Source organism: Streptomyces sp. NBC_01429 (assembly GCF_036231945.1).
Lineage (GTDB): Bacteria > Actinomycetota > Actinomycetes > Streptomycetales > Streptomycetaceae > Streptomyces.
Window position 1 is genome coordinate 1,274,283 of record NZ_CP109599.1, and the last position, 23,937, is coordinate 1,298,219.

Annotated in this window: 21 protein-coding genes; 9 read left to right on the forward strand and 12 right to left on the reverse strand. The window is 72.2% G+C overall.

The window, feature by feature from the left end; genetic code table 11:
• Window positions 1-95 precede the first annotated feature (95 nt).
• Window positions 96-755 (forward strand): TetR/AcrR family transcriptional regulator, encoded by a 660-nt coding sequence (locus tag OG627_RS05270; protein ID WP_329061904.1) that lies wholly within the window; start codon window positions 96-98, stop codon window positions 753-755.
• A 28-nt stretch (window positions 756-783) separates the two neighbouring features.
• Here the strand turns inward: OG627_RS05270 and OG627_RS05275 are convergent, their stop codons facing one another.
• Entirely contained in the window at window positions 784-1,896 is a 1,113-nt protein-coding gene (locus OG627_RS05275; RefSeq protein ID WP_329061905.1) for a bile acid:sodium symporter family protein, read from the reverse strand.
• A gap of 182 nt (window positions 1,897-2,078) precedes the next feature.
• Between OG627_RS05275 and OG627_RS05280 the strand changes: the two genes are divergently transcribed.
• The 3 genes from OG627_RS05280 (at window position 2,079) to OG627_RS05290 (ending at window position 6,034) form a co-directional block, all read left to right on the forward strand.
• A complete protein-coding gene (locus OG627_RS05280) occupies window positions 2,079-2,987 on the forward strand; it encodes a LysR substrate-binding domain-containing protein (protein ID WP_329061907.1) in 909 nt (302 codons plus the stop codon).
• Window positions 2,988-3,253: 266 nt separating this feature from the next.
• Window positions 3,254-5,077, forward strand: a complete 1,824-nt coding sequence (locus OG627_RS05285) for an AMP-dependent synthetase/ligase (protein ID WP_329061909.1) — start codon at window positions 3,254-3,256, stop codon at window positions 5,075-5,077.
• Window positions 5,078-5,206: 129 nt separating this feature from the next.
• Window positions 5,207-6,034 (forward strand): aldo/keto reductase, encoded by an 828-nt coding sequence (locus OG627_RS05290; RefSeq protein WP_329061911.1) that lies wholly within the window; start codon window positions 5,207-5,209, stop codon window positions 6,032-6,034.
• A 56-nt stretch (window positions 6,035-6,090) separates the two neighbouring features.
• Here the strand turns inward: OG627_RS05290 and OG627_RS05295 are convergent, their stop codons facing one another.
• Window positions 6,091-6,396 carry a 4a-hydroxytetrahydrobiopterin dehydratase gene (locus tag OG627_RS05295; protein WP_329061913.1) on the reverse strand — a complete coding sequence of 102 codons (306 nt, stop codon included), beginning with the start codon at window positions 6,394-6,396 and terminating at the stop codon, window positions 6,091-6,093.
• A 200-nt stretch (window positions 6,397-6,596) separates the two neighbouring features.
• Here OG627_RS05295 and OG627_RS05300 point away from each other — a divergent pair, with 200 nt between their 5' ends.
• On the forward strand, window positions 6,597-7,490 hold the full coding sequence (locus OG627_RS05300) for an RNA polymerase sigma factor SigF (protein WP_329061915.1): 894 nt from the start codon (window positions 6,597-6,599) through the stop codon (window positions 7,488-7,490).
• Window positions 7,491-7,638: 148 nt separating this feature from the next.
• Complete coding sequence (locus OG627_RS05305) at window positions 7,639-8,145, forward strand: hypothetical protein (RefSeq protein ID WP_329061917.1); 507 nt, start codon at window positions 7,639-7,641, stop codon at window positions 8,143-8,145.
• Between the two features lie 72 nt (window positions 8,146-8,217).
• Here OG627_RS05305 and OG627_RS05310 read toward each other — a convergent pair whose 3' ends face one another.
• From OG627_RS05310 to OG627_RS05330, 5 genes are all read right to left on the reverse strand, one after another.
• On the reverse strand, window positions 8,218-11,238 hold the full coding sequence (locus OG627_RS05310; RefSeq protein ID WP_329061919.1) for an alpha-mannosidase: 3,021 nt from the start codon (window positions 11,236-11,238) through the stop codon (window positions 8,218-8,220).
• Between the two features lie 76 nt (window positions 11,239-11,314).
• Window positions 11,315-12,568 carry a glycoside hydrolase 5 family protein gene (locus OG627_RS05315; RefSeq protein WP_329061921.1) on the reverse strand — a complete coding sequence of 418 codons (1,254 nt, stop codon included), beginning with the start codon at window positions 12,566-12,568 and terminating at the stop codon, window positions 11,315-11,317.
• 58 nt (window positions 12,569-12,626) lie between these two features.
• On the reverse strand, window positions 12,627-13,487 hold the full coding sequence (locus tag OG627_RS05320) for a carbohydrate ABC transporter permease (RefSeq protein ID WP_329061924.1): 861 nt from the start codon (window positions 13,485-13,487) through the stop codon (window positions 12,627-12,629).
• The gene (locus tag OG627_RS05325; RefSeq protein ID WP_443073418.1) at window positions 13,484-14,464 is read right to left on the reverse strand and encodes a carbohydrate ABC transporter permease; all 981 of its coding nucleotides are present in this window, start codon (window positions 14,462-14,464) and stop codon (window positions 13,484-13,486) included. Before OG627_RS05325 ends, OG627_RS05320 begins: the two co-directional genes overlap by 4 nt.
• 17 nt (window positions 14,465-14,481) lie before the next feature.
• A complete protein-coding gene (locus OG627_RS05330) occupies window positions 14,482-15,771 on the reverse strand; it encodes an ABC transporter substrate-binding protein (RefSeq protein WP_329061926.1) in 1,290 nt (429 codons plus the stop codon).
• A 366-nt stretch (window positions 15,772-16,137) separates the two neighbouring features.
• Between OG627_RS05330 and OG627_RS05335 the strand changes: the two genes are divergently transcribed.
• Window positions 16,138-17,199, forward strand: coding sequence for a LacI family DNA-binding transcriptional regulator (locus OG627_RS05335; protein ID WP_329072375.1), 1,062 nt, complete (start codon window positions 16,138-16,140; stop codon window positions 17,197-17,199).
• Window positions 17,200-17,249: 50 nt separating this feature from the next.
• On the opposite strand, the gene OG627_RS05340 is transcribed toward OG627_RS05335, so the two are convergent.
• The 4 genes from OG627_RS05340 to OG627_RS05355 form a co-directional block, all read right to left on the reverse strand.
• On the reverse strand, window positions 17,250-17,456 hold the full coding sequence (locus OG627_RS05340; protein WP_329061928.1) for a hypothetical protein: 207 nt from the start codon (window positions 17,454-17,456) through the stop codon (window positions 17,250-17,252).
• 63 nt (window positions 17,457-17,519) lie between these two features.
• The gene (locus OG627_RS05345; protein ID WP_329061930.1) at window positions 17,520-17,909 is read right to left on the reverse strand and encodes a hypothetical protein; all 390 of its coding nucleotides are present in this window, start codon (window positions 17,907-17,909) and stop codon (window positions 17,520-17,522) included.
• A 92-nt stretch (window positions 17,910-18,001) separates the two neighbouring features.
• Window positions 18,002-20,248 carry a phage holin family protein gene (locus OG627_RS05350; protein WP_329061931.1) on the reverse strand — a complete coding sequence of 749 codons (2,247 nt, stop codon included), beginning with the start codon at window positions 20,246-20,248 and terminating at the stop codon, window positions 18,002-18,004.
• Window positions 20,249-20,384: 136 nt separating this feature from the next.
• On the reverse strand, window positions 20,385-20,789 hold the full coding sequence (locus OG627_RS05355) for a hypothetical protein (protein ID WP_329061932.1): 405 nt from the start codon (window positions 20,787-20,789) through the stop codon (window positions 20,385-20,387).
• Window positions 20,790-21,038: 249 nt separating this feature from the next.
• Here OG627_RS05355 and OG627_RS05360 point away from each other — a divergent pair, with 249 nt between their 5' ends.
• A complete protein-coding gene (locus OG627_RS05360; protein ID WP_329061934.1) occupies window positions 21,039-21,830 on the forward strand; it encodes an MBL fold metallo-hydrolase in 792 nt (263 codons plus the stop codon).
• Window positions 21,827-22,468: a DedA family protein gene (locus tag OG627_RS05365; protein WP_329061936.1), complete on the forward strand. Its 642-nt coding sequence runs from the start codon at window positions 21,827-21,829 to the stop codon at window positions 22,466-22,468. Before OG627_RS05360 ends, OG627_RS05365 begins: the two co-directional genes overlap by 4 nt.
• 126 nt (window positions 22,469-22,594) lie before the next feature.
• Here OG627_RS05365 and OG627_RS05370 read toward each other — a convergent pair whose 3' ends face one another.
• Window positions 22,595-23,812 (reverse strand): aminotransferase class I/II-fold pyridoxal phosphate-dependent enzyme, encoded by a 1,218-nt coding sequence (locus OG627_RS05370; RefSeq protein WP_329061938.1) that lies wholly within the window; start codon window positions 23,810-23,812, stop codon window positions 22,595-22,597.
• Window positions 23,813-23,937: the final 125 nt, after the last annotated feature.

The window sequence follows — 23,937 nt, forward strand, 5'->3', positions numbered from 1 at the left end:
GAGGCCGGATGAGAGAGCGGGCGAGTCGCGCGCCGCGCTCGGCCAGTCCGGCGCAGAATGTGTACGGCGTCAACAATCACCCAAGGAAGTGCGCAGTGTCAACATCTGATCGGCAGAGCTACCACCACGGCGATCTGCGGGGTGCCCTGCTGCGGTCCGCCCTGCGCCTGCTGGACGCCGGCGGAGTGGACGCGCTGTCCCTGCGGGCGGTGGCCAGGGACGCCGGAGTGTCCGCCAACGCGCCCTACCGCCACTACCGGGACAAGGAGGCGCTGCTCGCCGCGCTGGCCTCGCACGGGTTCGCCGAACTCACCGCGCGCCTTGAGGCCGCGTCGTCCGTGGGCACGGAGGGCGGCGCGGCCGGGTCATCGCGGGCGGCCTCCCCGTCGGCGGCCCTGGCGGACGCGGTGGCGCCGATGGCCCGCGCCACGGTGCACTACGCGCTCGACCATCCCGGCCTGTTCCGCCTGATGTTCGGGCATGTCTGCGTGAGCCTGCCCGAAGTGATCGCGGCCTCCGACGCGGCGCAGGCCGTCGTGACCACACGGATCGCCGGCTTCGCGGCTCCCCGGGACCGCGAGACGCTCAAGATCGGCGTATGGGCCCTCGTACACGGGCTCACTTCGCTGCTGCTCGACGGCCGCCTGGGGGAACCCACCCGCGAGGCGGCCGACGCGCTGGTCGATTCGGCGGTCCGGACCATGATCGGCGCGGACTGGGCGCCGGTCGCGGCCGAGGGCGGGGGCGGCGCCTGACCGACCCGGGCCGTACCGGCCGCCGCACTCAGGCCGTACGGGCCGCCGCCCCGGCGGCCACCGCGTCCGGGCTCCCGGCCCGCTCGGCGGCGTCCGGCTCCTCGTCGCGCGACCGGCGCTTGGCGATCACCGCGCACACCATCAGCTGCATCTGATGGAAGAGCATCAGCGGCAGCACCGCGAGGCTCGCGCCCGCCCCGAACAGGACGGTCGCCATCGGCAGCCCCGCCGCCAGGCTCTTCTTCGACCCGGCGAACTGGATGGCGATCCGGTCGCCCCGGTCGAAGCCGAGCCGCTTGCCGCCGTACCAGGTGGCGGCGAGCATCGCCGCGAGCAGGACGGCCTCCACGGCCAGCAGTCCCGCGAGCCGGACGGGGGTCACCTGGTGCCAGATGCCCGTGACCACACCTTCACTGAAGGCGGTGTAGACGACCAGCAGCACCGACCCCCGGTCGACCAGGCCGAGGACCCGCTTATGCCGGGCGAGGAACCCGACGATCCAGCGCCGCAGCAACTGGCCCGCGAGGAAGGGCAGCAGCAGCTGGGCCACGATCCGCAGGAGCGAGTCCACCGAGACGCCGACGGTCCCGCCGCCGATGAGCAGCGCCGCGAGCAGCGGGGTGATCACGATGCCGATGAGGCTGGAGAAGGAGCCCGCGCAGATCGCTGCGGGCACATTGCCCCGGGCGATCGAGGTGAAGGCGATGGAGGACTGGACCGTCGAGGGCACCAGGCACAGGAAGAGGACCCCGGCCTGGAGCTGCGGGGTCAGGACGTACGGCACGAGGCCGGCCGTGGCCAGCCCCAGCAGCGGGAAGACCACGAACGTGCAGGCGAGGACGGTGACATGGAGTCGCCAGTGCTTGAGCCCCTCGACCACCTCGCCGGTGGACAGCCGCGCGCCGTACAGGAAGAACAGCAGCCCCACCGCGCCGGTCGACGCGCCGCTCGCGACCTCCGCCGCGCCGCCGGAGACCGGCAGGAGCGAGGCGAGGCCGACGGTCGCGAGGAGCGCCAGTACGTACGGGTCGACGGGCAGCCAGGACGGCAGGCGGAGCCGGCGCGGCGGCCGCGGTGGCGGCGAGGAGGGCCCGGGCGCGGCGGAGGGCTCGGGCGGTGCGGAAGTCGTGCGGCGGTTCATGTGCTCCACTACTGGCTGCTGTCCGGCGGTGCGGGCCGGGCGGTCGTTACGGCTCTGGAGTGCGGATCGCGCGGTGGCCGCGGATCGCGCCTCCCCATGGTCCACCTGTTCGACTTGATCGGGAATCCCGTATACCGCTCTCACTGTCATCGCGTTCCGCGATAACGCCGTAGCCTGGTGGGATGTACGACCCGGGACAGTTGCGCACCTTCCTCGCCGTGGCCCAGACGCTCAGCTTCACGCAGGCGGCCCGCCGGCTCGGGCTGCGCCAGTCCACGGTGAGCCAGCACGTGCGGCGTCTTGAGGACGCGACGGGACGGCCGCTGTTCACCCGGGACACGCACAGCGTGGAGCTGACCGAGGACGGCGAGGCCATGCTCGGTTTCGCCCGGTCGATCCTGGCGGCGCACGACCGGGCGGCGGCGTTCTTCGGCGGTACCCGGCTGCGCGGCCGGCTGCGGTTCGGCGCCTCCGAGGACTTCGTCCTGACCCGGCTGCCGGAGATCCTGGAGTCCTTCCGGCACGACCACCCGGAGATCGATCTCGAACTGACCGTGGAGCTGTCGGGCATCCTGCACGAGCGGCTGGCGACGGGGCTGCTCGATCTGGTGCTGGCCAAGCGCCGTCCCGGCGACACCCACGGCCGGCTGGTCTGGCAGTCCACCCTGGCCTGGATCGGAGCCCCGCACCTGCGGCTGGACCCCGACCGGCCGGTTCCGCTGATCGCCTTCCCGCCGCCCGCGCTCACCCGGGCCCGCGCGCTGGAGGTGCTGGAGGCGCACGGCAGGCCCTGGCGCGTCGCGTGCACGAGCGGCAGCCTGAGCGGGCTGATCGCGGCGGCCCGCGCGGGGCTCGGCGTGATGGCCCACACCCGGGGGCTGATCCCGCCGGGGCTGGTGCCGCTGCGGGCGAAGCACCTGCCGGAGCTGGGCGCGGTGGACTTCGTCCTGCTGCACGCCGACCGGGAGCACGGCGCTCCGGCCACCGGCGGCGCGCGGCCCGGCCGCGAGGCGACCCGGGCGGCGGCGGACGCGCTGGCCGCCGCGATCCTGGCCGGCGGCGACCGGCTGCACCGCCGGGCGGACGCGTAAGCGCGGCGCCGCACACCCGAGCGCGCGTCGCCGTAGAACGTCGGTGACCGATGTGCACGGATTCGGTGGAGATTCCCGCCAGGTGCGGTTACTCCGGGGTCTGATGGTCTCCCCGACCCTCGCCGACCCCCCGGGCACCTGTCGTCGATCCCGCGCTGACCTGGGGTGATACGAATTTCGTACCAGTTATACGGACGCACTCCCACCGGATCGGGCAGTGGGGTACCGTCACCGGCGCTGTGCGGAGCGCCACAAGGAGCGAGTCATTGCGCGAGTTCACCGTCCCCCCTCTGCCGGCCGCCCCCCACGTGGGCGGGCTCGCTGACGCGGTCTTCGATCATGCCCGCTCCGATCCCGGCAGGGTCGCGCTCGGCCGCAAGGACGAGGCCGGCCGCTGGCACGACGTGACCTCGGCCGGATTCCGTGACGAGGTCCTCGCGCTGGCCAAGGGGCTGCTGGCGCACGGCGTGCGGTTCGGCGACCGGGTCGCGATCATGTCCCGTACCCGCTACGAGTGGACGCTCTTCGATTTCGCGCTGTGGACCGTCGGCGCCCAGCCCGTACCGGTCTATCCGACGTCCTCGGCCGAGCAGGTCCACTGGATCCTGCACGACGCGGAGGTCTCGGCCTGTCTGGTCGAGCACGGGGACCACGCGATGACCGTCGGCTCGGTGATAGACCGGCTGCCCCGGCTCAAACGCCTCTGGCAGCTGGACGTCGGCGCCCTGGACGAGCTGTTCGCCGCGGGCGCGGGGCTGGACGACGAGACGGTGCACCGGCACCGCAGGGCCGTCACACCGGACTCCGTCGCCACGGTGATCTACACCTCGGGCACCACCGGCCGTCCCAAGGGCTGCGTGATCACCCACTCCCACTTCATGTTCGAGGCCGATACGGTCCTGGAGCGCTGGGAGCCGGTCTTCCGGGGCGACCTCGGCGCCGAGGCGTCCACGCTGCTCTTCCTGCCGCTCTCGCACGTCTTCGGGCGGATGATCGAGATCGCGGCGATCCGGGGCCGGGTCAAGCTGGGCCACCAGCCCGTCCTGCGGGCGAGCGCGCTGCTGCCCGATCTGGCGGCGTTCCGGCCGAGCTTCGTGCTGGCCGTGCCGTACGTATTCGAGAAGGTCTACCACGCGGCGCGGCGCAAGGCCGAGACGGACGGCAGGGCACCGGCCTTCGACAAGGCGGTGGAGGTCGCGGTGCGCTACGCGGAGGCCGTGGAGCAGCGCGTGTTCGGCCTCGGTCCCGGCCCCTCGGCCGGGCTGCGGATGCGCCATCAGTTCTTCGAGAAGGCCGTCTACGGCAAGGTGCGCGACGCGCTGGGAGGCAGGGTCCGGCACGCCATGTCCGGCGGCAGCGCGATGGACCGGCGGCTCGGGCTGTTCTTCGCCGGCGCCGGCGTCACCGTGTACGAGGGGTACGGGCTGACCGAGACCAGCGCGGCGGCCACCGCCAATCCCCCCGGGCTCGCCCGGTACGGCACGGTCGGGCAGCCGATCCCGGGCACCTCGGTGCGTATCGCGGCCGACGGCGAGGTGTGGCTGCGCGGCGGCCAGGTGTTCTCCGGCTATCTCAACGACCCGGGGGCCACCCGCGCGGTGCTGCGCGACGGCTGGCTGGCCACCGGCGATCTCGGGGTGCTGGACGAGGACGGCTATCTCACGCTCACCGGGCGGAAGAAGGAGATCCTGGTGACCTCGGGCGGCAAGAGCGTGGCGCCCATGGCGCTGGAGGAGCGGGTGCGGACGCATCCGCTGGTGGCCCAGTGCATCGTCGTCGGCAACGACCGGCCGTACATCGCGGCGCTGGTCACCGTGGACCCGGAGGCCGTGGAGCACTGGCTCGCCATCCGGGGCAAGCCGCCGCTCTCCCCCATGGAGCTGGTGCGGGACCGGGAGCTGGAGAAGGAGATCAGACGCGCGGTGGTGGCCGCGAACACGGCGGTGTCCCAGGCCGAGTCGATCCGTACCTTCCGGATCCTGGCCCATCCGTTCAGCGAGGAACACGGGCTGCTGACACCGTCCTTGAAGCTGAAGCGCCGGGCGATAGAGGAGGCGTACAGCGTCGAGGTCGACGCGCTCTACCGATGACGCGTGGTGCGGACGCATTGTCCTGGGGCCCCGGGGGAAACGATGACGGTGGGGGTGACGGGGAATCCGTCCGCCCCTGAGATCGTTGGACCACCGAGAAGCAACCGACGACGTTAGGATCGACCGCTCGTGAGCAAGGTCCCCACCCTCACTCTCAACAACGGCACCACGATGCCCCAGCTCGGCTTCGGCGTCTGGCAGGTGCCCGACGACGAGGCGACGAAGGCGGTCGCCACCGCGCTGGAGGCCGGGTACCGCAGCATCGACACCGCCGCCATCTACGGCAACGAAGAGGGCACGGGCAAGGCCCTCGCGCAGTCCGCGATAGCGCGGGAGGACCTCTTCGTCACCACGAAGCTGTGGAACGGCGATCAGGGGTACGACTCGACGCTGCGCGCCTTCGACGTGTCGCTGGAGAAGCTCGGCCTCGACTACGTCGACCTGTATCTCATCCACTGGCCGAAGCCGGCCGCGGACACGTACGTCGACACGTACAAGGCGTTCGAGAAGATCCTCGCCGACGGCCGCGCCAAGGCCATCGGCGTCTCGAACTTCCTGCCCGAGCACCTGGAGCGGCTGCTCGGCGAGACCTCCGTGGTCCCCGCCGTCAACCAGATCGAGCTGCACCCGCAGCTCCAGCAGGCCGAGTCGCGCGCCTTCCACGCGGAGCGCTCCATCCTCACCGAGGCCTGGTCGCCGCTGGGCCAGGGCAAGGGCCTGCTGGAGGTCCCGACCGTCGTGGCGATCGCCCGCAAGCACGAGCGCACCCCCGCGCAGGTGGTGCTGCGCTGGCACCTCCAGCTGGGGAACGTGGTGATTCCCAAGTCCGTGACGCCGTCGCGGATCCAGGAGAACATCGACGTCTTCGGCTTCGAGCTGGACGCCGACGACCTGGCGGCGTTCGCCGCGCTCGACGAGGGCCGGCGCATCGGCTCCCACCCGGCGGACGTCAACTGATCCGGGCGCCGCACTGATCCGTCCGCCGCACCGACCCGGCGCCGCCCGGCGCCGGGTCAACGCGCGCCGTGCGCCCCGGCGATCGACTCGACGCGCTCGGCCAGCGCGATGTCCAGCCCGGTGACGGCGCCGCCCGCGTCATGGGTGGAGACGGCGAGGGAGACGGTGCTGTAGCCGAGGGTCAGCTCGGAGTGATGGTTCAGCTCCTCCTGGATCTGGCCGATGTGCACGACCATGGCGACGGCGGCGAAGTGCGTGCCCAGACGGTAGGTGCGGGTGACGCGCCCGTCCTGGAGCGACCAGCCGGACAACGGCCGCAGCCGCTCCTCGGCCTCGTTCTGCGACAGCGGTTCGGCGACCATGGCCGGGGCTCCTTCCGGGTACGGGCAGCGACGCGGCCGACGATACGGTGTCCCCCGCGCGGCGACGGGCCGCCGTGCCGGGCGGGGGGGTGGGCGCGGAGACCGGAATTTCGGAATCCGACGCGTGCATCGCGCATGGGACGGCGAAAGGGGGGCAGAAGCTCACCTTGAACGGTCCACCGCGATGGAGGAGTGAAGTCATGACGACCACAACTGTGCGTGCTGCCCAAGTGGAGCAGGCGGAGGGCGTCCTGACCTGTGGTTCGACAACACGTGTCGACGAACTGCCGTATATCGAGGACCCGGGCAACATCGCGCCGAAGGACGCGCGAGCACTCTCGAAGCTGTTCTTCGACCAGCTCCAGGTGCTCGAAGAGGGCACGCACGACTACCAGTACGCGCGCAACACGCTCATCGAGATGAACCAGTCGCTCGTCCGGTTCGCCGCGGGCCGGTTCCGCAACCGGGGCGGCGGCGACATGGAGGACATCCTCCAGGTCGGCACGATCGGTCTGATCAAGGCCATCGACCGCTTCGACCTCTCCCGCGAAGTCGAGTTCACCTCCTTCGCGATCCCCTACATCGTCGGTGAGATCAAGCGTTTCTTCCGCGACACCAGCTGGGCCGTCCATGTTCCGCGCCGCCTTCAGGAGCTGCGCGTCGAGCTGGCGAAGGCCAAGGAGCACCTGGCCACGAGCCTGGACCGGGATCCGACCGTCAAGGAGCTCGCCGAGCTGCTCGGCATCACGGAGGAAGAGGTCGTCGAGGGCCTGGTCGCCACCAACGGCTACACGGCGGGCTCCCTGGACATGCCCACCGGTGACGAGGGCGCGACGAGCGGCGGCGGCCGCACCTTCGCCGATGTGCTGGGCGAGGCGGACCCCGCCATGGAGAAGGTCGAGAACCTGCACGCGCTGGCCCCGCTGCTGGAGCAGCTGGACGAGCGCGAGCGCGGCATCGTGGAGATGCGCTTCGGCCGGGAGATGACCCAGTCGCAGATCGGCGCCGAGCTGGGCGTCTCGCAGATGCATGTGTCGCGGCTGCTGAACCGCATCATCGCGCGGCTGCGCTCGGGGATGCTCGTCGAGGAGTGAGCGGACCGCCCGGTCCGGAAGTCCGGAAGTTCTGTCAGGAGGGCGGATCCCCGGGGACGGCGCGTACGGCGTCGTTGCCCGGGGATCCGCCGTGTGTGCTGTTACATCTCTCGAAGCGGAATGATTCGTTCGCCTCGGGAGGCGTACCTTGCGCGATCACGACGGGCGTGCCGAGCGCGCCGCACACCTGCAACGGCTGCTGTTCGGCGGTGTCTACGGCACGGTCCTGGCCAGCGCGCTGGCGGCGGCCCTGGACCACGAAGCCGGCCCGGACGCCCCCGGTTACGACGCGGTGTGGGTGCTGCTGGCGGCCCTGGCGTCGGCGGCCGCCCACGGCTACGCCCATACGATCGCCCGTCAGACGACGGAGAAGACGGCGGTCACCGCCGGTACCGTACGGTCCGTGCTCGCCGAGTGGCCGCTGCTGGCCGCGGTCCTGCCGACGGTGGCCGCGCTGCTCGGGTCGCACGCCGGGTGGTGGGGCGAGGGGGCGGCGATCGATGTCGCGCTGGCCCTCAACACGCTCGCCCTGTTCGGCTGGGGCTTCTGGGCCGCGCGCGTGGCGGGACGCGGCCGGGCGGCGGCGTGCCGGGTCGGCGGGGTGGACATGCTGCTCGGGCTGTTCATCATCGGGGCGAACGTGCTGAGCAAGTGAGGGCGGTCGCACGCCGGGAGGCGGGCGCCCCGGATCCGGGGCGCCCGCCTCCTGTCCCTCGGCGGCGGACCGTCAGCCGCGCGGCAGCCGCAGGGTGATCAGCTCGAACGGGCGCAGCGAGAGCCCGACCGTCCCGCCGTCGAGCACCGGGGGCTCCGTGTCCGCCAGCGGGCGCTCCAGCAGGTCGGTCACGGCCAGCCCGGTGGCCTCGAAGCCGAGGTCGACGCGGGCCTTCGCCCGGCCGCCGGTCGACTCGTAGAACCGGACGACCAGATCCCCGCTGCCGTCGTCGGCGAGCTTGACCGCGCTGATCACGACGGCGTCGTTGTCGACGCTCACCAGCGGGGCCACCTCGGCGGCCGCTCCGGTGATCCGGCGCTCGGGCAGGTTGACCCGGTAGCCCTCGCGGACCGCGTCCCCGATCGCGGCGCCGGGGGCCAGGGCGTGCCGGAAGCGGTGGACGCCCTGGTCGGTCTCCGGGTCGGGGAAGCGCGGGGCGCGCAGCAGGGAGACGCGTACGGTGGTGGTCGTGCCGCCGTCGGCGGCGCGGACCGTACGGGTCACGTCGTGTCCGTACGTCGAGTCGTTGACCAGCGCGACGCCCCAGCCGGGCTCCTCCAGGTGGACGAAGCGGTGGTTGCACGCCTCGAACTTGGCCGCCTCCCAGCTGGTGTTGGTGTGGGTGGCGCGGTACACGTGGCCGAACTGGGTCTCCGAGGCGTACCGCTCGGCGTGGACGTCGAGCGGGAAGGCCGCCTTGAGGAACTTCTCGGTCTCGTGCCAGTCGACCTCGGTGTCGATGTCGAGCCGCTTGGCTCCGGGCGTGAGCGTCAGCAGCTGGGTGACGCGCGAGTCGCCGAAGGAGCGGACGACACGGACGCCGCCCTCCACCGGGGTGAGTTCGTCGAGGTCCGTGAGGTCGGTGACGGTGTTGCGGTAGAACTCGTCCACGTCCCAGGCGTCCCACTGGTTGGGGAAGTCGGGGTGGATCTGGAGCAGGTTGGCGGCCTCGCCCGGTGCGACCGTCTCGCGCTCCGCGCTGATGTCGTACGCCGAGACCACCAGGCCGCGGCCGTCGATCTCGACCTCCAGCAGCCCGTTGCTCAGCACGTACCCGCCGCCCTCGCGCGGCGACAGCTCCACGCCGGCGGCCGCGCCGGCCGGTCCGGCGGCGCCGGCCGGGACGCCGCCGCGGGTGTGCGGGGCGGAGTTGAAGACCAGGTCGGTGGAGCCGGCGGCGTCACCGGCCAGGGCGCGCTGGGCGGAGTCGATGATGCCGTTCAGCTCGGTGGCGAGGCCCTCGTAGGTCTTCGCGGCCTCGCGGTGCACCCAGGCGATCGAGGAGCCGGGCAGGATGTCGTGGAACTGGTGCAGCAGCACCGTCTTCCAGATCCGGTCGAGGTCCTCGTACGGGTAGGCCGCGCCGGTCCGTACGGCGGCGGTGGCGGCCCACAACTCGGCCTCGCGCAGCAGGTGTTCGCTGCGGCGGTTGCCCTGCTTGGTCTTCGCCTGGCTGGTGAGCGTGGCGCGGTGCAGCTCCAGGTACAGCTCGCCGACCCAGACCGGCGGGTTCGGGTACTCCGCCTCGGCCTTCGCGAAGAACGCGCCGGGCGCCTCCCACTCGACGGTGGCGGAGCCTTCGAGGTCCTTCAGCCGCGCCGACTTGGCGATCATCTCGCGGGTCGTACCGCCGCCGCCGTCGCCCCAGCCGGTCGGCGCGAGGGAGTGGCGGGCGACGCCCTTCTCCTTGAAGTTCTTGGCCGCGTGGGCCATCTGCTCGCCCGTCATGGAGCAGTTGTAGGTGTCGACGGGCGGGAAGTGCGTGAAGATCCGGGTGCCGTCGATGCCTTCCCAGTTGAACGTGTGGTGCGGGAACTTGTTGATCGTGGACCAGGAGATCTTCTGGGTGAGCAGCCACTTGGACCCGGCGGCCTTGATGATCTGCGGCAGTCCGGCGGCGAAGCCGAAGGTGTCCGGCAGCCACGCCTCGTCGTTCTCGATGCCGAACTCGTCGAGGAAGAACCGCTTGCCGTGCACGAACTGGCGGGCCATCGCCTCGGAGCCCGGCATGTTGGTGTCGGACTCGACCCACATCCCGCCGGCCGGCACGAAGCGGCCCTCCGCCACGGCCTTCTTGACCTTGGCGTAGACCTCGGGCCGGTGCTCCTTGATCCAGGCGAACTGCTGCGCCTGCGACATCGCGAAGACGAACTCGGGCTCGTCCTCCAGCAGCGCCGTCATGTTGGCCGTCGTCCGGGCGACCTTGCGGACCGTCTCGCGCAGGGGCCACAGCCAGGCGGAGTCGATGTGCGCGTGGCCGACCGCGCTGATGCGGTGGGAGGTGGCGGGCGCGGGGCTGGCGAGCGCCCCGGCGAGCTGCTCGCGGGCCGCGGCGGCGGTGCCGCCCACATCCTGGAGGTCGATGACGTCCAGCGCGCGGCTGATGGCGCGCAGGATCTCCCAGCGGCGGGCGCCCTCGACGGGCAGTTCGGCCATCAGCTCGCCGAGCACCTCGAAGTCCTGGATCAGCTCCCAGACGGTCCGGTCGAAGACCGCGAGGTCCATCCGGGCCAGGGTGTACTGCGGCTCGCTGCCCGCCGTCTCCTTGTCCCCGAGCCGCGTGGGCAGGAAGGGGTGGTAGTCCAGGATGACGGGGTTGGAAGCGGCCTCGATGTGCAGCAGGACCTCTTCGCCGCCTGCGACGGGCTCGCCGATCCGCACCCACTGGTTGCGCGGGTTGAGGCCCTTCACCGGGGTGCCGTCGGGCCGGTAGACCAGGCCCTCGCACTGGAATCCCGGCATGTTCTCGTCGAAGCCGAGGTCGAGGATCGCCTCGACGGTACGGCCCGCCCACGTCTCGGGGACGGTGCCGGAGACCCGGAACCAGCAGGTGCCCCAGGGAGCGCCCCACCGGTCGCCGACCGCGACCGGTTCGACCGGTCCGGCGAGCCCCTCCGCCACGGGTACGGGTTCGCCGGGCGCGTTCCAGACGGCGACGTCCAGCGGGATGGATTCGGGGTAGACGGCGGGCCGGACGCGCTCGTCGAGGACACGCTTGAGACGGCCTTCGACGAGGCTGCGGTCATCGTGCATGCGGGTGCTCCTGAAGTGCGGAGGTACGTATGGGTGCGGTGTACGGGTACGGGGGTACGGGCCGACGGCCGTCGGGTTACGGAACCTGGTCCGGGTGGACCACTTCGGTGATACCACGGGCGGCGAGATGGTCCTGGTCCCCGGCCCTGCTCGCCAGGACCGCCGCGGGCCGTACGCCCGCCTCGGTGAGCCGGGCGAACGCCTCGAAGAACGCCCCGCCGGGGGCGCAGGTGGACCGGGCGGGCCCGGTCGCGTCGTCGCCGATGTCGACGGCGAGCGCGGTGGTACGGGGCGCGGGCGCGTACTGCCCGCCGCGCCAGTCCTCGACGATCCGGGCGATGGCCTCTCCGGCCGGTTTGACCTTGCGGTCGTTGGTGAGCAGTCCGAGGCTGTACTCCAGCTCGGGGAAGTCGGCGAGTGTGCGCGACACGTCGTGCGAGCACCACCAGGTGACGCCCCAGACGTCCGCGCAGTCCAGCGCGTTCGCGACGGTCGCCTCGGTGAACGCGGCGGCGTGCTCGGGCGCGATCAGCGGCGCCGGGGCGCCGACCTCCTGGAGCCAGACCGGGCGGTGCGGTTCGCGCGCCCACGCCTTGGCCAGCTCGATCATGTACGCGGCGTGGTGTTCGGTGGCCGTGCCGGTGGGGCCGTGCCGCTGGGCGGTGCCGTTGAACACCCAGGAGTGCACGGCGGTGACCCCGCCGAGCCGGGCCGCCTGCGCCGGGGTGAAGGGGTGGTCGTCCAGGTACCAGGCGGCGTCGTACTCGGCGTGCAGATGGAGCTTGCCGGGCGCCCCCTCCTCGCACGCGTCCAGCAGCCGCCGCAGCCACGCGTCCGCCTGCGCGGGGGTGATGCGGTCGGGGTCGGGGTGCGGCGGCCCGGAGAACTGGTTGATCTCGTTGCCGATGGTCATGCCGATGAAGTTCGGCCGGTCGGCGAGCGCGGCGGCGAGCGTACGGAGGTACTCGGCCTGCCCGGCGACGACATCGTTGTCAGTGAAGAGGTTGCGCCGGTGCCATGTCTGCGTCCACGCGGGCAGGAAGTCGAAGCTGGACAGATGGCCCTGGAGCCCGTCGACATTGACGTCCAGTCCGCGTTCGGCGGCGGCGTCCGCGAGCTGGACCAGCTGTTCGACGGCGCGGGGCCTGATCAGGGTGCGGTTGGGCTGGAAGAGCGGCCAGAGCGGGAAGACCCGGATGTGGTCGAGACCGAGCCCGGCGATGGAGTCCAGATCGGCGCGCACGTCGTCCAGGTCGAAGTCCAGCCAGTGGTGGAACCAGCCCTGGCTGGGCGTGTAGTTCACGCCGAAGCGCGGTGCGGAGAAGCTCATACGGGCAGCGTTCCTGTTTCTTGCGGCTGACGTGCGGGGGGTGTGGGTGTGCGGTGGGTCAGCCCTTGACAGCGCCCTCGCCGACGCCCCGGAAGAAGTACTTCTGGAGGCAGGCGAAGAGCACGATGAGCGGCGCCACGGCGATGATGGTGCCGGCGGCGACGAGCCGGGGGTTCTGCGCGAAGGTGCCGTGCAGATAGTTCAGCCCGATGGTCAGGGTGAAGTTCTCCGGATCGCTCAGGACGATCAGCGGCCAGAGGAAGTCGTCCCAGGCGCCCATGAAGGAGAAGATCGCGACCACCGCGATGGTCCCCTTGACGGCGGGCAGCGCGATCCGCAGGAACCGCTGCCAGACATTGGCACCGTCCACGAAGGCCGCTTCCTCGATCTCCTGCGGCAGGTTGAGGAAGGCGTTGCGCATCAGCAGGACGTTCATGGCGCCGATGGACCCGGGCAGCAGCACCCCGAGGAGGGTGTTGTTGAGACCGAGGTCCCGCATGGTGGTGAACTGGGCGATGATGATGCCCTCGACGGGGACGAGCATCGCGAGGATGAACGCGAGCGTCGCCGCCCGGCGCCCCCGGTAGCGCAGCCGGGCCAGCGCGTACCCGGCCAGCGCCGCGCCCACACAGTTGGTGACAACGTTGGCAGTGGCCACCTTGACCGAGTTGAACGCGTACTCCCAGACCGGGATGACCTCAGCGATCCGGGTGTAGCTGTGCAGCGTCGGATCGCTCGGGAAGAACGACGGCGGGGAGCTGTAGATGTCCTCCGTCTGGCCCTTGAGCGAGGTGGACAGCTGCCAGAGGAACGGACCGATCATCAGGGCCAGTACGGCGAGCAGCAGGGCGTAGCGCAGCACCAGTTGCCAGGGCGCGACACGGCGGCCCTCGGCGTCGGTGACCTTCAGGATGCTCACGCGTCCTCCTTGCGGTCGGCGCGCAGCACCAGCAGCATCAGGGCGACCGTGACGCAGAAGACGACCACGGAGATGGCGGAGGCGTAGCCGACCCGGCCGCTCAGCCCGGTGCCGACCCGCTGGACGAGCATCACCAGGGTGGTGTCCTCGCCGGCCGGGCCACCGCTGGGGCCGGCCATCAGATAGACCTCGGAGAACACCTTGAAGGCGGCGACCGAGGAGAGCGCGCCGACCAGCACCATCGTGGAACGGACGGCGGGTACGGTGACGGTGACGAACCGCCGGATCGCTCCGGCGCCGTCCACCGCGGCGGCCTCGTGCAGCTCGCGCGGTACGTTCGCCAGCGCGGCCAGATAGATGATCATGTAGTAGCCGAGGCCCTTCCAGACCGTGACGGCCATCGCGCTGAACAGCAGCAGCCACTGGTCGCTGAGGAAGCCGATCCGGCCGATCCCCACCGCCTCCAGCAGCGAGTTGACCAGGCCCCGGTCGTCCAGCAGCCACACCCAGATCAGCCCGACCACGACGATCGAGGCGACCACCGGGGTGTAGAAGGCGGAGCGGAAGAAGGAGATGCCGGGGATGTGCCGCTGGACGAGCATGGCCAGCAGGAGCGGCAGCAGGACCAGGGCGGGGACGACGCCGATGATGTAGAGCGTGCTGTTGCGCAGCCCGATCCAGAACATCTCGTCGTGCAGCAGCTCACGGAAGTTGGCGAGGCCGACGTACTTCCCGGGTATCAGGGTCCGCTTGTCGGTGAAGGAGTTGATGAGGGTACTGAAGAAGGGGTAGAGACTGAAGGCGCCGATCACCAGCAGTCCGGGGGCTGCGAACAGCCAGGGACTGATGGGCAGTTGGCGCCTGATCCCGCGGAGGGTCCCGCCGCGGGGCCCACGCCCGGAGCCGGAGCTCCGGAGCGTGGGCCCCGCCACCGCGGGGTCCGGGGGAAGTGCCCTGGGGGCGGTGGAGCTTGTCATGGTGCGGGGCTCGGCTCTCAGCTCTGCTGGAGGAGGCGGTCGCAGGCCTTCACGGCCTGGTCGAGCGCCTCCTGGGGGCTCTGCTTACCCTGGAGCGCCTTCGCCACCTGGTTGCGCAGCTCGGTCTTCATCTGCTCGCTGAACAGGACAGGCGTGTAGTTCTCGGCCTTCTTCAGGGACTTGGCGGCGGCGATCCGGACCCGGGTCTCGTCCGTGCCGTCCTCCTTGGTGAAGTACGGGTCGTCCAGGGATCCCTTGGTGCTCGGGAAGATGGCGACCTGCTTGGCGAAGGACATCTGGCGGGTCGCGTCGGTGACGAAGTGGGCGAAGGCCACCGCGGCGGGCTTCTGCTTGGTCTTCGCGTTGACCATGACGCCCATGACGTACATGTTGACCTTGCCGGTGCTGCTGATCTGGTCCGTGATCCCGATGTTCTTGTAGAGGTTCGGGGCGTTCTTCTTGAAGTTGTCCAGGTCGAACGCGCTGCCCGGGTTCATGGCGACGGACTCGGTGAGGAACTTGGTGCCGGCGCTCTCGGGCGTCGCGGTGAGGGCCTGCGGGTCGAGCGCCTTGCTGTCGAACATCTTCTTGTAGTTGGTGAGCAGTTCGACGCCCTTGGCGTCGTTGAAGGCGAATCCGGTGCCTTCCTTGTTCATCAACTGGACGCCGTAGCGGCCGAAGTCCTCGATGGTGGGCACCTGGGCGAGGGTGGCGACCTTGCCGTCGGTCTGCTTGGCGAGCTTGAGACCGTCCGTGAAGAGCTGGTCGTAGGTCGTCGGCGGCTTCTCGGGGTCGAGGCCGGCCTCGCTGAAGAGACGCTTGTTGTAGAAGGTCGGACCGGTGTTCAGGTACCAGGGGAAGCCGTACGTGCCTTCCATGCCCGGTATCTGGTGGCTCTTCCAGGCGCCCGGCAGATACTCCTCGCTGAACGCGGACGAGGTCTTGTCCTTGTCCAGGTCGAGCGCGAGTCCGGCCTTCGCCAGCGGGGTCACCAGGTCGGGGGAGACATTGACGACGTCGGGCAGCGTGCCGCCGGCGGCGTCCGCGCTGAGCTTGTCCGCGTAGCCCTCGGCCGGTCTGTCGACCCACTTCACCTCGGTGTCGGGGTACTTCTTCTCGAAGTCCTTGATGACTCCGTTGAAGTAGTCCTTGAAGTTCGCCTGGAGGTTCCAGGTCTGGAAGGTGATCTTGCCCTTGACCGCGCCGGAGGCGTCGGAGGACTCGCTGTCGGATCCTCCGCAGGCGCTGAGAGGCAGAACAGTGGCGAGAACAGCGGCGATGGCTACTGCTCTGCGGGAGATACGCACGGTGAAACGGCTCCTTCGCTCGGACCAGGCGTGCGGACTGCGGGCCGGGGGAGCGAGCCTCCGGTCACTGATGTCCAGCAGACCTTGCAATGTAGTGGTCGGAAAGTCAACAGAATCTTTGCGGCAAAGTTGGATCTGACCGACAACTCAGCAGGTCAGAGCCTCAAAATTGCCTTTCTTGCAGTGGGGACTAATGCGCTTTAGGATGCTTGTGCTCAAGCGCATTAGTCCGGGGTCCACCTGGCTCGTCCGGCCGGACCGGAGGAGCCCGCGGCACCCCTGTGGAGAGGTACACGGGTGGCAGCGAACCGACCGTCGGCCAAGAACGCTCCGGCGGCCAGGCGCACCCCCGCGCGCCGCCCGACGATGAAGGACATCGCCCAGCGCGCCGGGGTCTCGGAGAGCGCCGTGTCCTTCGCGCTCAACGACCGTCCCGGCGTCTCCGAGGTGACCCGCGACCGGGTGCGCCGGGTCGCCGAACAGCTGGGCTGGCGGCCCAGCACGGCGGCCCGCGCGCTCTCCGGCGAGGGCTCCGCCACGGTCGGCCTGGTACTGGCCAGGCCCGCGGCGACCCTCGGGGTGGACTCGTTCTTTCTCCAACTGATCTCCGGCATCCAGGAGATCCTGTCAGATCGCCAACTCGGGCTGCTCTTCCAGGTGGTGGAGGACGTGGAGGCCGAATGCGCGGTCTACCGCCGGTGGTGGGCCGAGCACCGGGTCGACGGGGTCCTCGTGGTGGACCCCAGGACCGACGACCCGCGGCCCGGCCTCCTCGATGAGCTGGGACTTCCCGCCGTCGTCATCGGCGCGCTGCCCGGCCGGGAGGGCGACGGGACCGGGGACGACGACGGGGCGGGCGAGCCGCATCGCGGTCTGTCGCAGGTACGGGCCGACGACGCGGGCGCCATGGCCGCCGTCGTCGGCCGGCTGCACGAGCTGGGCCACCGCCGGATCGCGCACATCGCGGGGCTGCCCTCGCTCGCCCACACCGAACGGCGCATCAGGTCGCTGCGGAGCGAGGCCGGCCGGTACGGGCTCTCCGAAGTGCGTTCACTGACCACCGACTACTCCGACACCCAGGGCGGCGAGGTCACCCGCCGGGTGCTGGAGGGGCCCCGCCCGCCGACCGCGCTGATCTACGACAACGATGTGATGGCGGCGGCCGGGGCGGCGGTCACGACGGGGCTGGGGCTCTCGGTGCCCGCCGATGTCTCGATCGTCTCCTGGGAGGACTCGGCGCTGTGCCGGCTGGTGCGCCCGTGGCTGACGGCGCTCTCCCGGGACCCGGTGGCCTTCGGCAGGCTCGCCGCCGGGGAACTGGCCGCGCTGCTCGACGGCGGCGGGGCCCGCACCGTACAAGTGCCGCTCCCCCGGCTGATCGAGCGGGAGAGCACGGCCCCGGCGCGGGAGTGGGACAACAGCTCCTGAGAGAGCCGGTCGCGTCCGCGCGGGCGCGACCGGCTCTCAGCGGGGTGCGGTTACCTCCGGTCCTCGCGGCCGGGGCGCTCGGCGCGCTCCGGTTCCGCGCTCCCGGAAGAGGCGGTCGAGGCGGCGGCGGCGACGGGTTTGCCGTCCGGTCCCGAGCCCCCCGGGCCCACGGCCCGGAGACGGGAGGCCGACTCGTCGGCACGTGCGGCCTCGGCACGGATCATGGCGCTGAGCGCGGCGAAGAGATCAACGGGCATGGCGGTGTCCTCACGGTGCGTCGATGCGGTGCTGAAGGGACTGCTGACGGTGCGTCGGACCTGTCAGCAGCGCAGCACGTCGCAGCGCGAGGAAGCGGGCACGCGCGGGGTCAGCGCGGAGCCGCAGCGCACGGTGTACGGGGCGGGTTCCATGGCACGGGAGCCGAGCGGCGCCGGGGGCTCCACCTTGGCCCTGCCCGCCCGCTGGATCCTGGCGGGCGTGGCCTGTTCCGTCTCGGCCGTGTCCTGCTGCACCTCGCCCGCGGGATCACGGGATCCCGCAAGGGGCGGAGGCGGCGGCGTGCCCCGTACCGCAGCCGCGCAGGGTTCGAGCGCCATGCCCAGGAAGGCGGCCAGCACCAGCAGGAGGATCAGCACGCCCCGGCGCGTCGCGGCGGCGTGAGCGGCTGCCGCGGCGGCGCCACGGGGAACAGCGAGCACGGTACGGCGCATGGGCACGACCTCCTGGACATGCCTGACCTGCCCAGGTATGCACCCCGCCCCGACCTGCTACCGGCGGAAACAGCCCGCACGGGGGACGGGGATCACGCCGTGTCCAGCTCGTCCTCGGCGGTTCGTGCCACCGTAGTGCGCATATGCGACCCGCATCCGGCCCCCGGCACGGACCGCGCTTCGGGTCCGTCCAGCGGTACTTGGGGGCCGCCGGCCTCGCGTAGCCAGCGTCCGAGCACCTGGTGCACCTGCTCGGCGCCGACCAGTTCCGCGCCGTCCGGCACCGGCGCGGAGAGCGTCAGCGGTGACATCAGGAACGGCAACGCCTGTTCGCCGCCGAGCCCGCCGTGCGAACCGATCTGCTCCTCGAAGGCGTGCACCCGGCCCGTCTGCGGGTCGTACATCGAGTTGACCATGATGTCCGCGACGTGCGGGAAGCCGTCGGTGCGCCGTACGGCGTCGGCAGCGCCGGGCCCCATACCGGCCAGCGGCCCGTCGTCGGTCAGTTCGGAGACCGGCACCTCGGCCCCGCCGGGACCGAGCACCACCGAGCCGTGCTCCTCGCTGCGCACCAGCAGGAAGCCGATGCCAGGATGGCTGGCGAGGGTGCGCAGCAGCGCCGGGTGGCGCCGGTCGATGTGCTCGCGGCTCATCCGCTCCGGTACGTCGGGGAACGAGATCAGGGCGAGGTTCCCTGAGGCGAGCACGACCGGGTCGGAGCCGGAGGGCGCCGGCTCCTCCTCCGCGCCCTCCGGCTCCGGCCGGTGCAGGGCGCTCAGTACGGCGTGGCGGGCGGCGTCGCGGGCCTCGGCGCCGCTCCTGGTGCGCTGGGCCCGGCGTGGCACGGGCAGTCCGCAGCCCGCTCTGACGAGGTCCTTGAGGGTGAGTCCGTAGGCGGCCTCGAAGGTCTCGCCGGGGCTCTGGCCGTGGTCGGAGAGCAGCACGATCCGGTAGCCGCGCGGGGCGTGTTCGGCGGCCTTGGCGATCAGGCCGACCGAGCGGTCCAGACGCGCCAGGACCTGCGCCGCGTCGCGGCTGTGCGGTCCCGAGTGGTGGGCCACCTCGTCGTAGGCGACGAGGTCGGCGTAGACGGCGGTGCGTCCGGCGAGCATGTCCCCGATGACCGCCGTGACCACCACGTCCCGCTCGACGACGGTCGCGAAGGCCCGGATGAACGGGTAGAGCCCGCCCCGGCCGACCCGCGGCCGGTCGCCGCGCAGCCGGGCCCGGACGGACTGGCCGATCTCGCGGCCGACGTCGGCGACGAAGGAGACGACCGTACGGACGGCGTTGGCCGGGTCGGAGAAGTAGGCGAAGTACCCGGCGCGCGAGCGGTTGGCCCTGCCGCGCCGGGCGGCGATGGAGAGCACCAGGGCGAGCTGGTCGGCGCCGCCGGTGAAGAGGTTGCCGCGGCTGGCGCCGTCGAAGGTGAGCAGACCGCCGTCGCCGGTGCGCTCGATGGCCCGGCGCTGGAGCCGGGCGGCGCTGGCGGGCCGGTTGCTGACCATGATCCGGCCGGTGTCCTTCTCGTACCAGCGGAACGCGGGCACGTCGTGGTTGGAGCCGTGCAGGATGCCCAGCTGGCTGGCGCCGGTCTGGCTGGACCAGTCGGTGCGCCAGGGCACCAGCCGGTGGGTCGGCGGCGGGCCGGGCTCCGGGTCGTCGGCGCACGTCCCGCGGCTCTTCCCGGCGGGGCTCTTCCCGGTGGAGTTCTTCCCGGTGGAGTTCTTCCCGGTGGGGCTCTCGCCGAGCCAGCTCGCGAGACGGGGCATCAGCCCGTCGGCGACGGCGTCCTGGAGCACCCGGTGCCCGACCCCGTCGAGCTGGAGGAAGACCGTGCCGGGCAGCCCGCCGTGCCGGCCGTCCTCGCCGGTCCGGCGGCGCCGCCGGACGGCGAGGCGCGAGAGCCTGCGCCGGTAGGCGCCGTCGTCACCGACCGCGAGCGCCGTGGAGGTCGCCGAGGCGACGGCGGACATCACGGCCGCGACCACCACCGCGGTCTGCGGATCGGCCGCGCCCCGGCCGTCGGGGATCAGCCGCAGCGCTATCAGCAGCAGTGAGCCGTTGAGGAAGAACACCAGCAGGCCGAGGACGAGCGCGGGCACCAGCAGCAGCGCCCGGACGAGCACGGGCCAGACCAGCGCGCTCAGCAGACCGAACGCCCCCGCGCCCCAGGCGGCGGTCAGGGCGGTCCTGGTGACGCTGTCCCCGTCCTCCGACTGGAGGTGGAAGTCGGGCAGGACCGCGGCGAGCAGCAGCATGGTGAGCGTGGAGACCGCCCACACGGTGATGATCCGCAGCAGGGCGCTGCCTGTCGTACGCCATCGCCCCTTGAGCACGTTCCCCTCACCTCATGTCCGCGCCCGTACCGTTCACGGGCTCCGCCCCAGCCTCGCACAGCGCGGCGGACGGACCCCGGGGGGTGGTGCGGGACCGGCGGCCGTGATAAAGACGCGTACCGGTCCTCGATGCCGCTCAGCGGCCCCGGTAGCCGGCCATCGGGATCGAGAGGCGGCGGTGGACCTCGGCCTTCATCGCGGCGTCGTAGCGCGGCTCGTCCAGGCCGACGGTCTCCAGCCGTACGCCCCTGCGCTCGCACTCCGCCGCGAAGTCGGACGCCGAGGTGAACGCCCGCTCCAGCACCCGGTCCCCGGCCGCGACGAAGACGTCCACCAGCCCCGCCTCGACATCGAGCCACAGCCCCCGGTGGTCGGGGCGCAGCCCGTAGAGCAGCAGCTGCCGGGTGACGGCGTACCCCTGGGCCTCGGCCCAGCGCGCGCACATGTCGTGCTGGCCCCGGGTGTCGACGAGGAAGGGGTCGCTGTCGAGTTCCTCCAGCGGGGTATGACTGGCGATCACGGCCACACGTACCTCACCCATGCCGGTCCCCCACGACTCCCCGATCCCACGGTCCCGACGCCCCCGTCCGTCCCGTCCGGGCGACCCTAACCCGCTCCCGGACCCGGCGGGCAGGCGCGCGGGAGGTGGGCACGGGGGCGCGCCCGGGCGCATCGCGCCCGCCTGAGCCACATCTCGCACGCCCCCATGGACACCCCCGTACGCTGAAGGCGGAGATCGAGCCCCGGGTGTGCGCGGCGTGCCCCCGGGCGGGACGGAGCTGAGGTCGGGTTGGGAACTGTCATCACCTGGTGGGGTCATGCCACCTGCACGGTCGAGGACTCCGGTGTCCGGGTGCTGACCGATCCGCTGTTCGTGCGCCGGCTGGCGCATCTGCGGCGCCGGCTCGGTCCCCTGCCGCCGCCCGAGGCTGCGGTCGCCGATGTCGTGCTCGTCTCGCATCTGCACTCCGACCATCTCCATCCGCGGTCGCTGACGCGGCTCGCGCCGGGCACCCGGCTGCTCGTGCCGCGCGGCGCCGCGTGGTCGGTCCCGGGGCTCAGGAGGCTCGACTCGCGCCGGAATCCGGGCGGGCTGCGGATCACCGAGGTCGAGGCCGGTGACGAGGTGGAGGTCGGGGCGGTGCGGGTGCGGGCCGTGCCCGCCCACCACGACGGCCGGCGGCTGCCGGTGGGGCCGCACCGCTCGCCCGCGCTCGGCTTTGTGATCAGCGGCGAGTCGCGGACGTACTTCGCCGGGGACACCGGGCTCTTCGACGGGATGGCGGAGGCCGTGGGACCGGTCGATGTGGCGCTGCTGCCGGTCGGCGGCTGGGGGCCGCACCTGGGGCCCGGGCATCTGAACGCGGAGCGCGCGGCCGAGGCGCTGGCCCGGCTGGCGCCGAGCGTGGCGGTGCCGGTGCACTACGGCACGTACTGGCCGATCGGTCTGGACGGGGTCAGGCCGCACGAGTTCTACGGGCCGGGCGACGAGTTCGCGCGGAAGGCGGCCGGGCTCGCGCCCAAGGTGTCCGTCCATCCGCTGGGCCACGGCGAGAGCGTGGCGCCGGAGGCCGCTCCGTGATCGACCGGCTGATCACGCGGCTGGCGGAGCTGCCGCCGGAGTCGACCCAGCAGGCCGTCGCCTATCCGTCGGTGTTCCTGCTGGTGGCACTGGGCGCGCTGGTGCCTGTGGTGCCGACGGGGGCGGTGGTGAGTTCGGCGGCCGTGGTCGCCTTCCACCAGACCGATCCGCTCTCGATGCTCTACGTATTCCTCGTCGCGTCGTTCGCGTCGTTCGTCGGTGACGTGGCCCTCTACTGGCTGGGCCGGCGCGGGGTCGGCTCGAAGAACGGCTCGCGCTGGCTGACCGCGCTGCGCGCGCACGCGCCCCGGGACCGGCTGGAGCAGGCGCAGTCGAAGCTGCGGGAGAACGGGGTGACGGTGCTGGTGCTGTCCCGGCTGGTGCCGGCCGGGCGCATTCCGGTGATGCTGGCGTGTCTGCTCGGGGACTGGCCGCTGCGCCGGTTCGCGCGGGGCGATGTGCCGGCGTGTCTGGCCTGGTCGGCGACGTACATGCTGATCGGGGTCGCGGGCGGTTCGCTCTTCCCCGAGCCGTGGGAGGGGGTGCTCGCCGCGGTGGTCCTGACGGTGGTGCTCAGCGCGGCCCCGGCGCTCTGGCGCAGGCTGCGCGGGCCGGGCTCGGAGGAGCAGCGGACGTAGGGCGTCCGCCGGTCCGCGCGTACGAGGTGACTCCTCGCGGGGCCGGCGGCCTCAGCTCGGCCGGCTTCAGCTCAGTCGGCCTCAGCTCGGCCGGCTTCAGCTCAGTCGGCTTCAGCTCGGCAGGCTTCAGCTCAGCTCGCCGAAGGCCGCCGCGAGCGTGTCCAACGCCCGTGCGACATGCGGCAGTTCCAGGGGCCGCGCCGCCGTGAGGGACTCCAGGCGCTGCGCGCGGGTCGCGCCGAGCAGCGGCCCGGTGGAGAGCCGTACGCGCAGCGCGCCCGGTTCGTCGCCGAACCGGTGACCGCCAGGTACGGACATGGACAGCCGCCCGCTCAGATGGTTCTCCAGCTCCATCGAGTCGGTGACCCCCACGCCCGCCAGCCGCTCGCGCAGCGGCCCGAGGTCGGCGTAGAGATGGCGGCCGGCCTGCGGGGTCCTGGCGAGCGCGCCCGAGAGGAGCACCGCGCGGTGGACGGCCGCGGCCACGCGCGCGTGCAGCCCGGCGGCGGCCCGAGCCCTGGCCGTGACCGCGTCGGGCCCGGCGAGCGCGTACGCGGCGGCCGCCGCGACCGGTCCCGCGACCGTCGCGCCCAGCGCGGTGAGCAGATCGAGCGTCCTGGCCCGCAGGGCGGCGCCCGCCGGGGTGGCGGGACAGCGGGCGACGGCCATCGGCCAGCCGGCGGGCAGCAGGGAGCCCGCCGCGTCCGCGACGACCACGACCTCGTCGGGCCACATCTCCGCCGGGCTGAACAGGACGGTCTCGTGCGGCCGGTGCACGGTGTCGCGCCAGGTCTCGTCGCTGACGATGCGCAGCCCCTCCCCGACGGCCGCCTCGCACACCTCGCGGACCAGTTCGGGCGGGGCGACGGTGGCGGTCGGGTCGTCGGCCGGGGAGAGCAGCAGCACGCCGGGGGCGCCGCCCTCGGCCCGTACCCGGCGCACCGTCTCCAGGAGCGCGAACGGATCGGGCACGCCGCCCGCGTCCGCCGGGGCGGGCACGTGGTAGGCGCGGCGGCCCAGCAGCCGGACCTGCGGGGTCCACCAGGCGGGGCAGGGCCGGGACATCAGGACGTCCCCGTCGTACGCGGCGAGCAGCGCGAACAGCAGCGGCTGCGCGCCGGGGGCGGCCACCATGTCGTCGGGGCCGCCGTGCAGGCCGCGCCGCCACCAGTAGCCGCAGGCCGCCTCCCGCAGGGCCGCGCCGCCGCCGGGCGGCTGGGGCGCGCCGTGCCGGGCGGCGGCCGCGCACACCTCGGCCAGTTCGGGGAGCACGGGCAGTCCGGTGCCGGGCGCGGGCGGACCGTACCGTACGGGGCCGCGGCCCTCGGCTGCCGTTGGCCGCACCGCGACACCTCCCGTCGGGACCGGCGGGACCGGCGGGAGCGCCGGAGCCGTCGTGAGCCAGTGAGCACATCGGGCTTGGGGGATGTTCGCCATCCTTTGTGCCCTTTATACGGAAGTTCGCCGCT

What these genes read in the sequence shown, in the direction of transcription:
- OG627_RS05275 (WP_329061905.1), bottom strand. Translation starts at nt 1,896, where the DNA reads ATGAACCGCCGCACGACTTCCGCACCGCCCGAGCCCTCCGCCGCGCCC.
- OG627_RS05280 (WP_329061907.1), top strand. Translation starts at nt 2,079, where the DNA reads ATGTACGACCCGGGACAGTTGCGCACCTTCCTCGCCGTGGCCCAGACG.
- OG627_RS05295 (WP_329061913.1), bottom strand. Translation starts at nt 6,396, where the DNA reads ATGGTCGCCGAACCGCTGTCGCAGAACGAGGCCGAGGAGCGGCTGCGG.
- OG627_RS05300 (WP_329061915.1), top strand. Translation starts at nt 6,597, where the DNA reads ATGACGACCACAACTGTGCGTGCTGCCCAAGTGGAGCAGGCGGAGGGC.
- OG627_RS05310 (WP_329061919.1), bottom strand. Translation starts at nt 11,238, where the DNA reads ATGCACGATGACCGCAGCCTCGTCGAAGGCCGTCTCAAGCGTGTCCTC.
- OG627_RS05315 (WP_329061921.1), bottom strand. Translation starts at nt 12,568, where the DNA reads ATGAGCTTCTCCGCACCGCGCTTCGGCGTGAACTACACGCCCAGCCAG.
- OG627_RS05325 (WP_443073418.1), bottom strand. Translation starts at nt 14,464, where the DNA reads ATGACAAGCTCCACCGCCCCCAGGGCACTTCCCCCGGACCCCGCGGTG.
- OG627_RS05335 (WP_329072375.1), top strand. Translation starts at nt 16,138, where the DNA reads ATGAAGGACATCGCCCAGCGCGCCGGGGTCTCGGAGAGCGCCGTGTCC.
- OG627_RS05340 (WP_329061928.1), bottom strand. Translation starts at nt 17,456, where the DNA reads ATGCCCGTTGATCTCTTCGCCGCGCTCAGCGCCATGATCCGTGCCGAG.
- OG627_RS05345 (WP_329061930.1), bottom strand. Translation starts at nt 17,909, where the DNA reads ATGCGCCGTACCGTGCTCGCTGTTCCCCGTGGCGCCGCCGCGGCAGCC.
- OG627_RS05355 (WP_329061932.1), bottom strand. Translation starts at nt 20,789, where the DNA reads ATGGGTGAGGTACGTGTGGCCGTGATCGCCAGTCATACCCCGCTGGAG.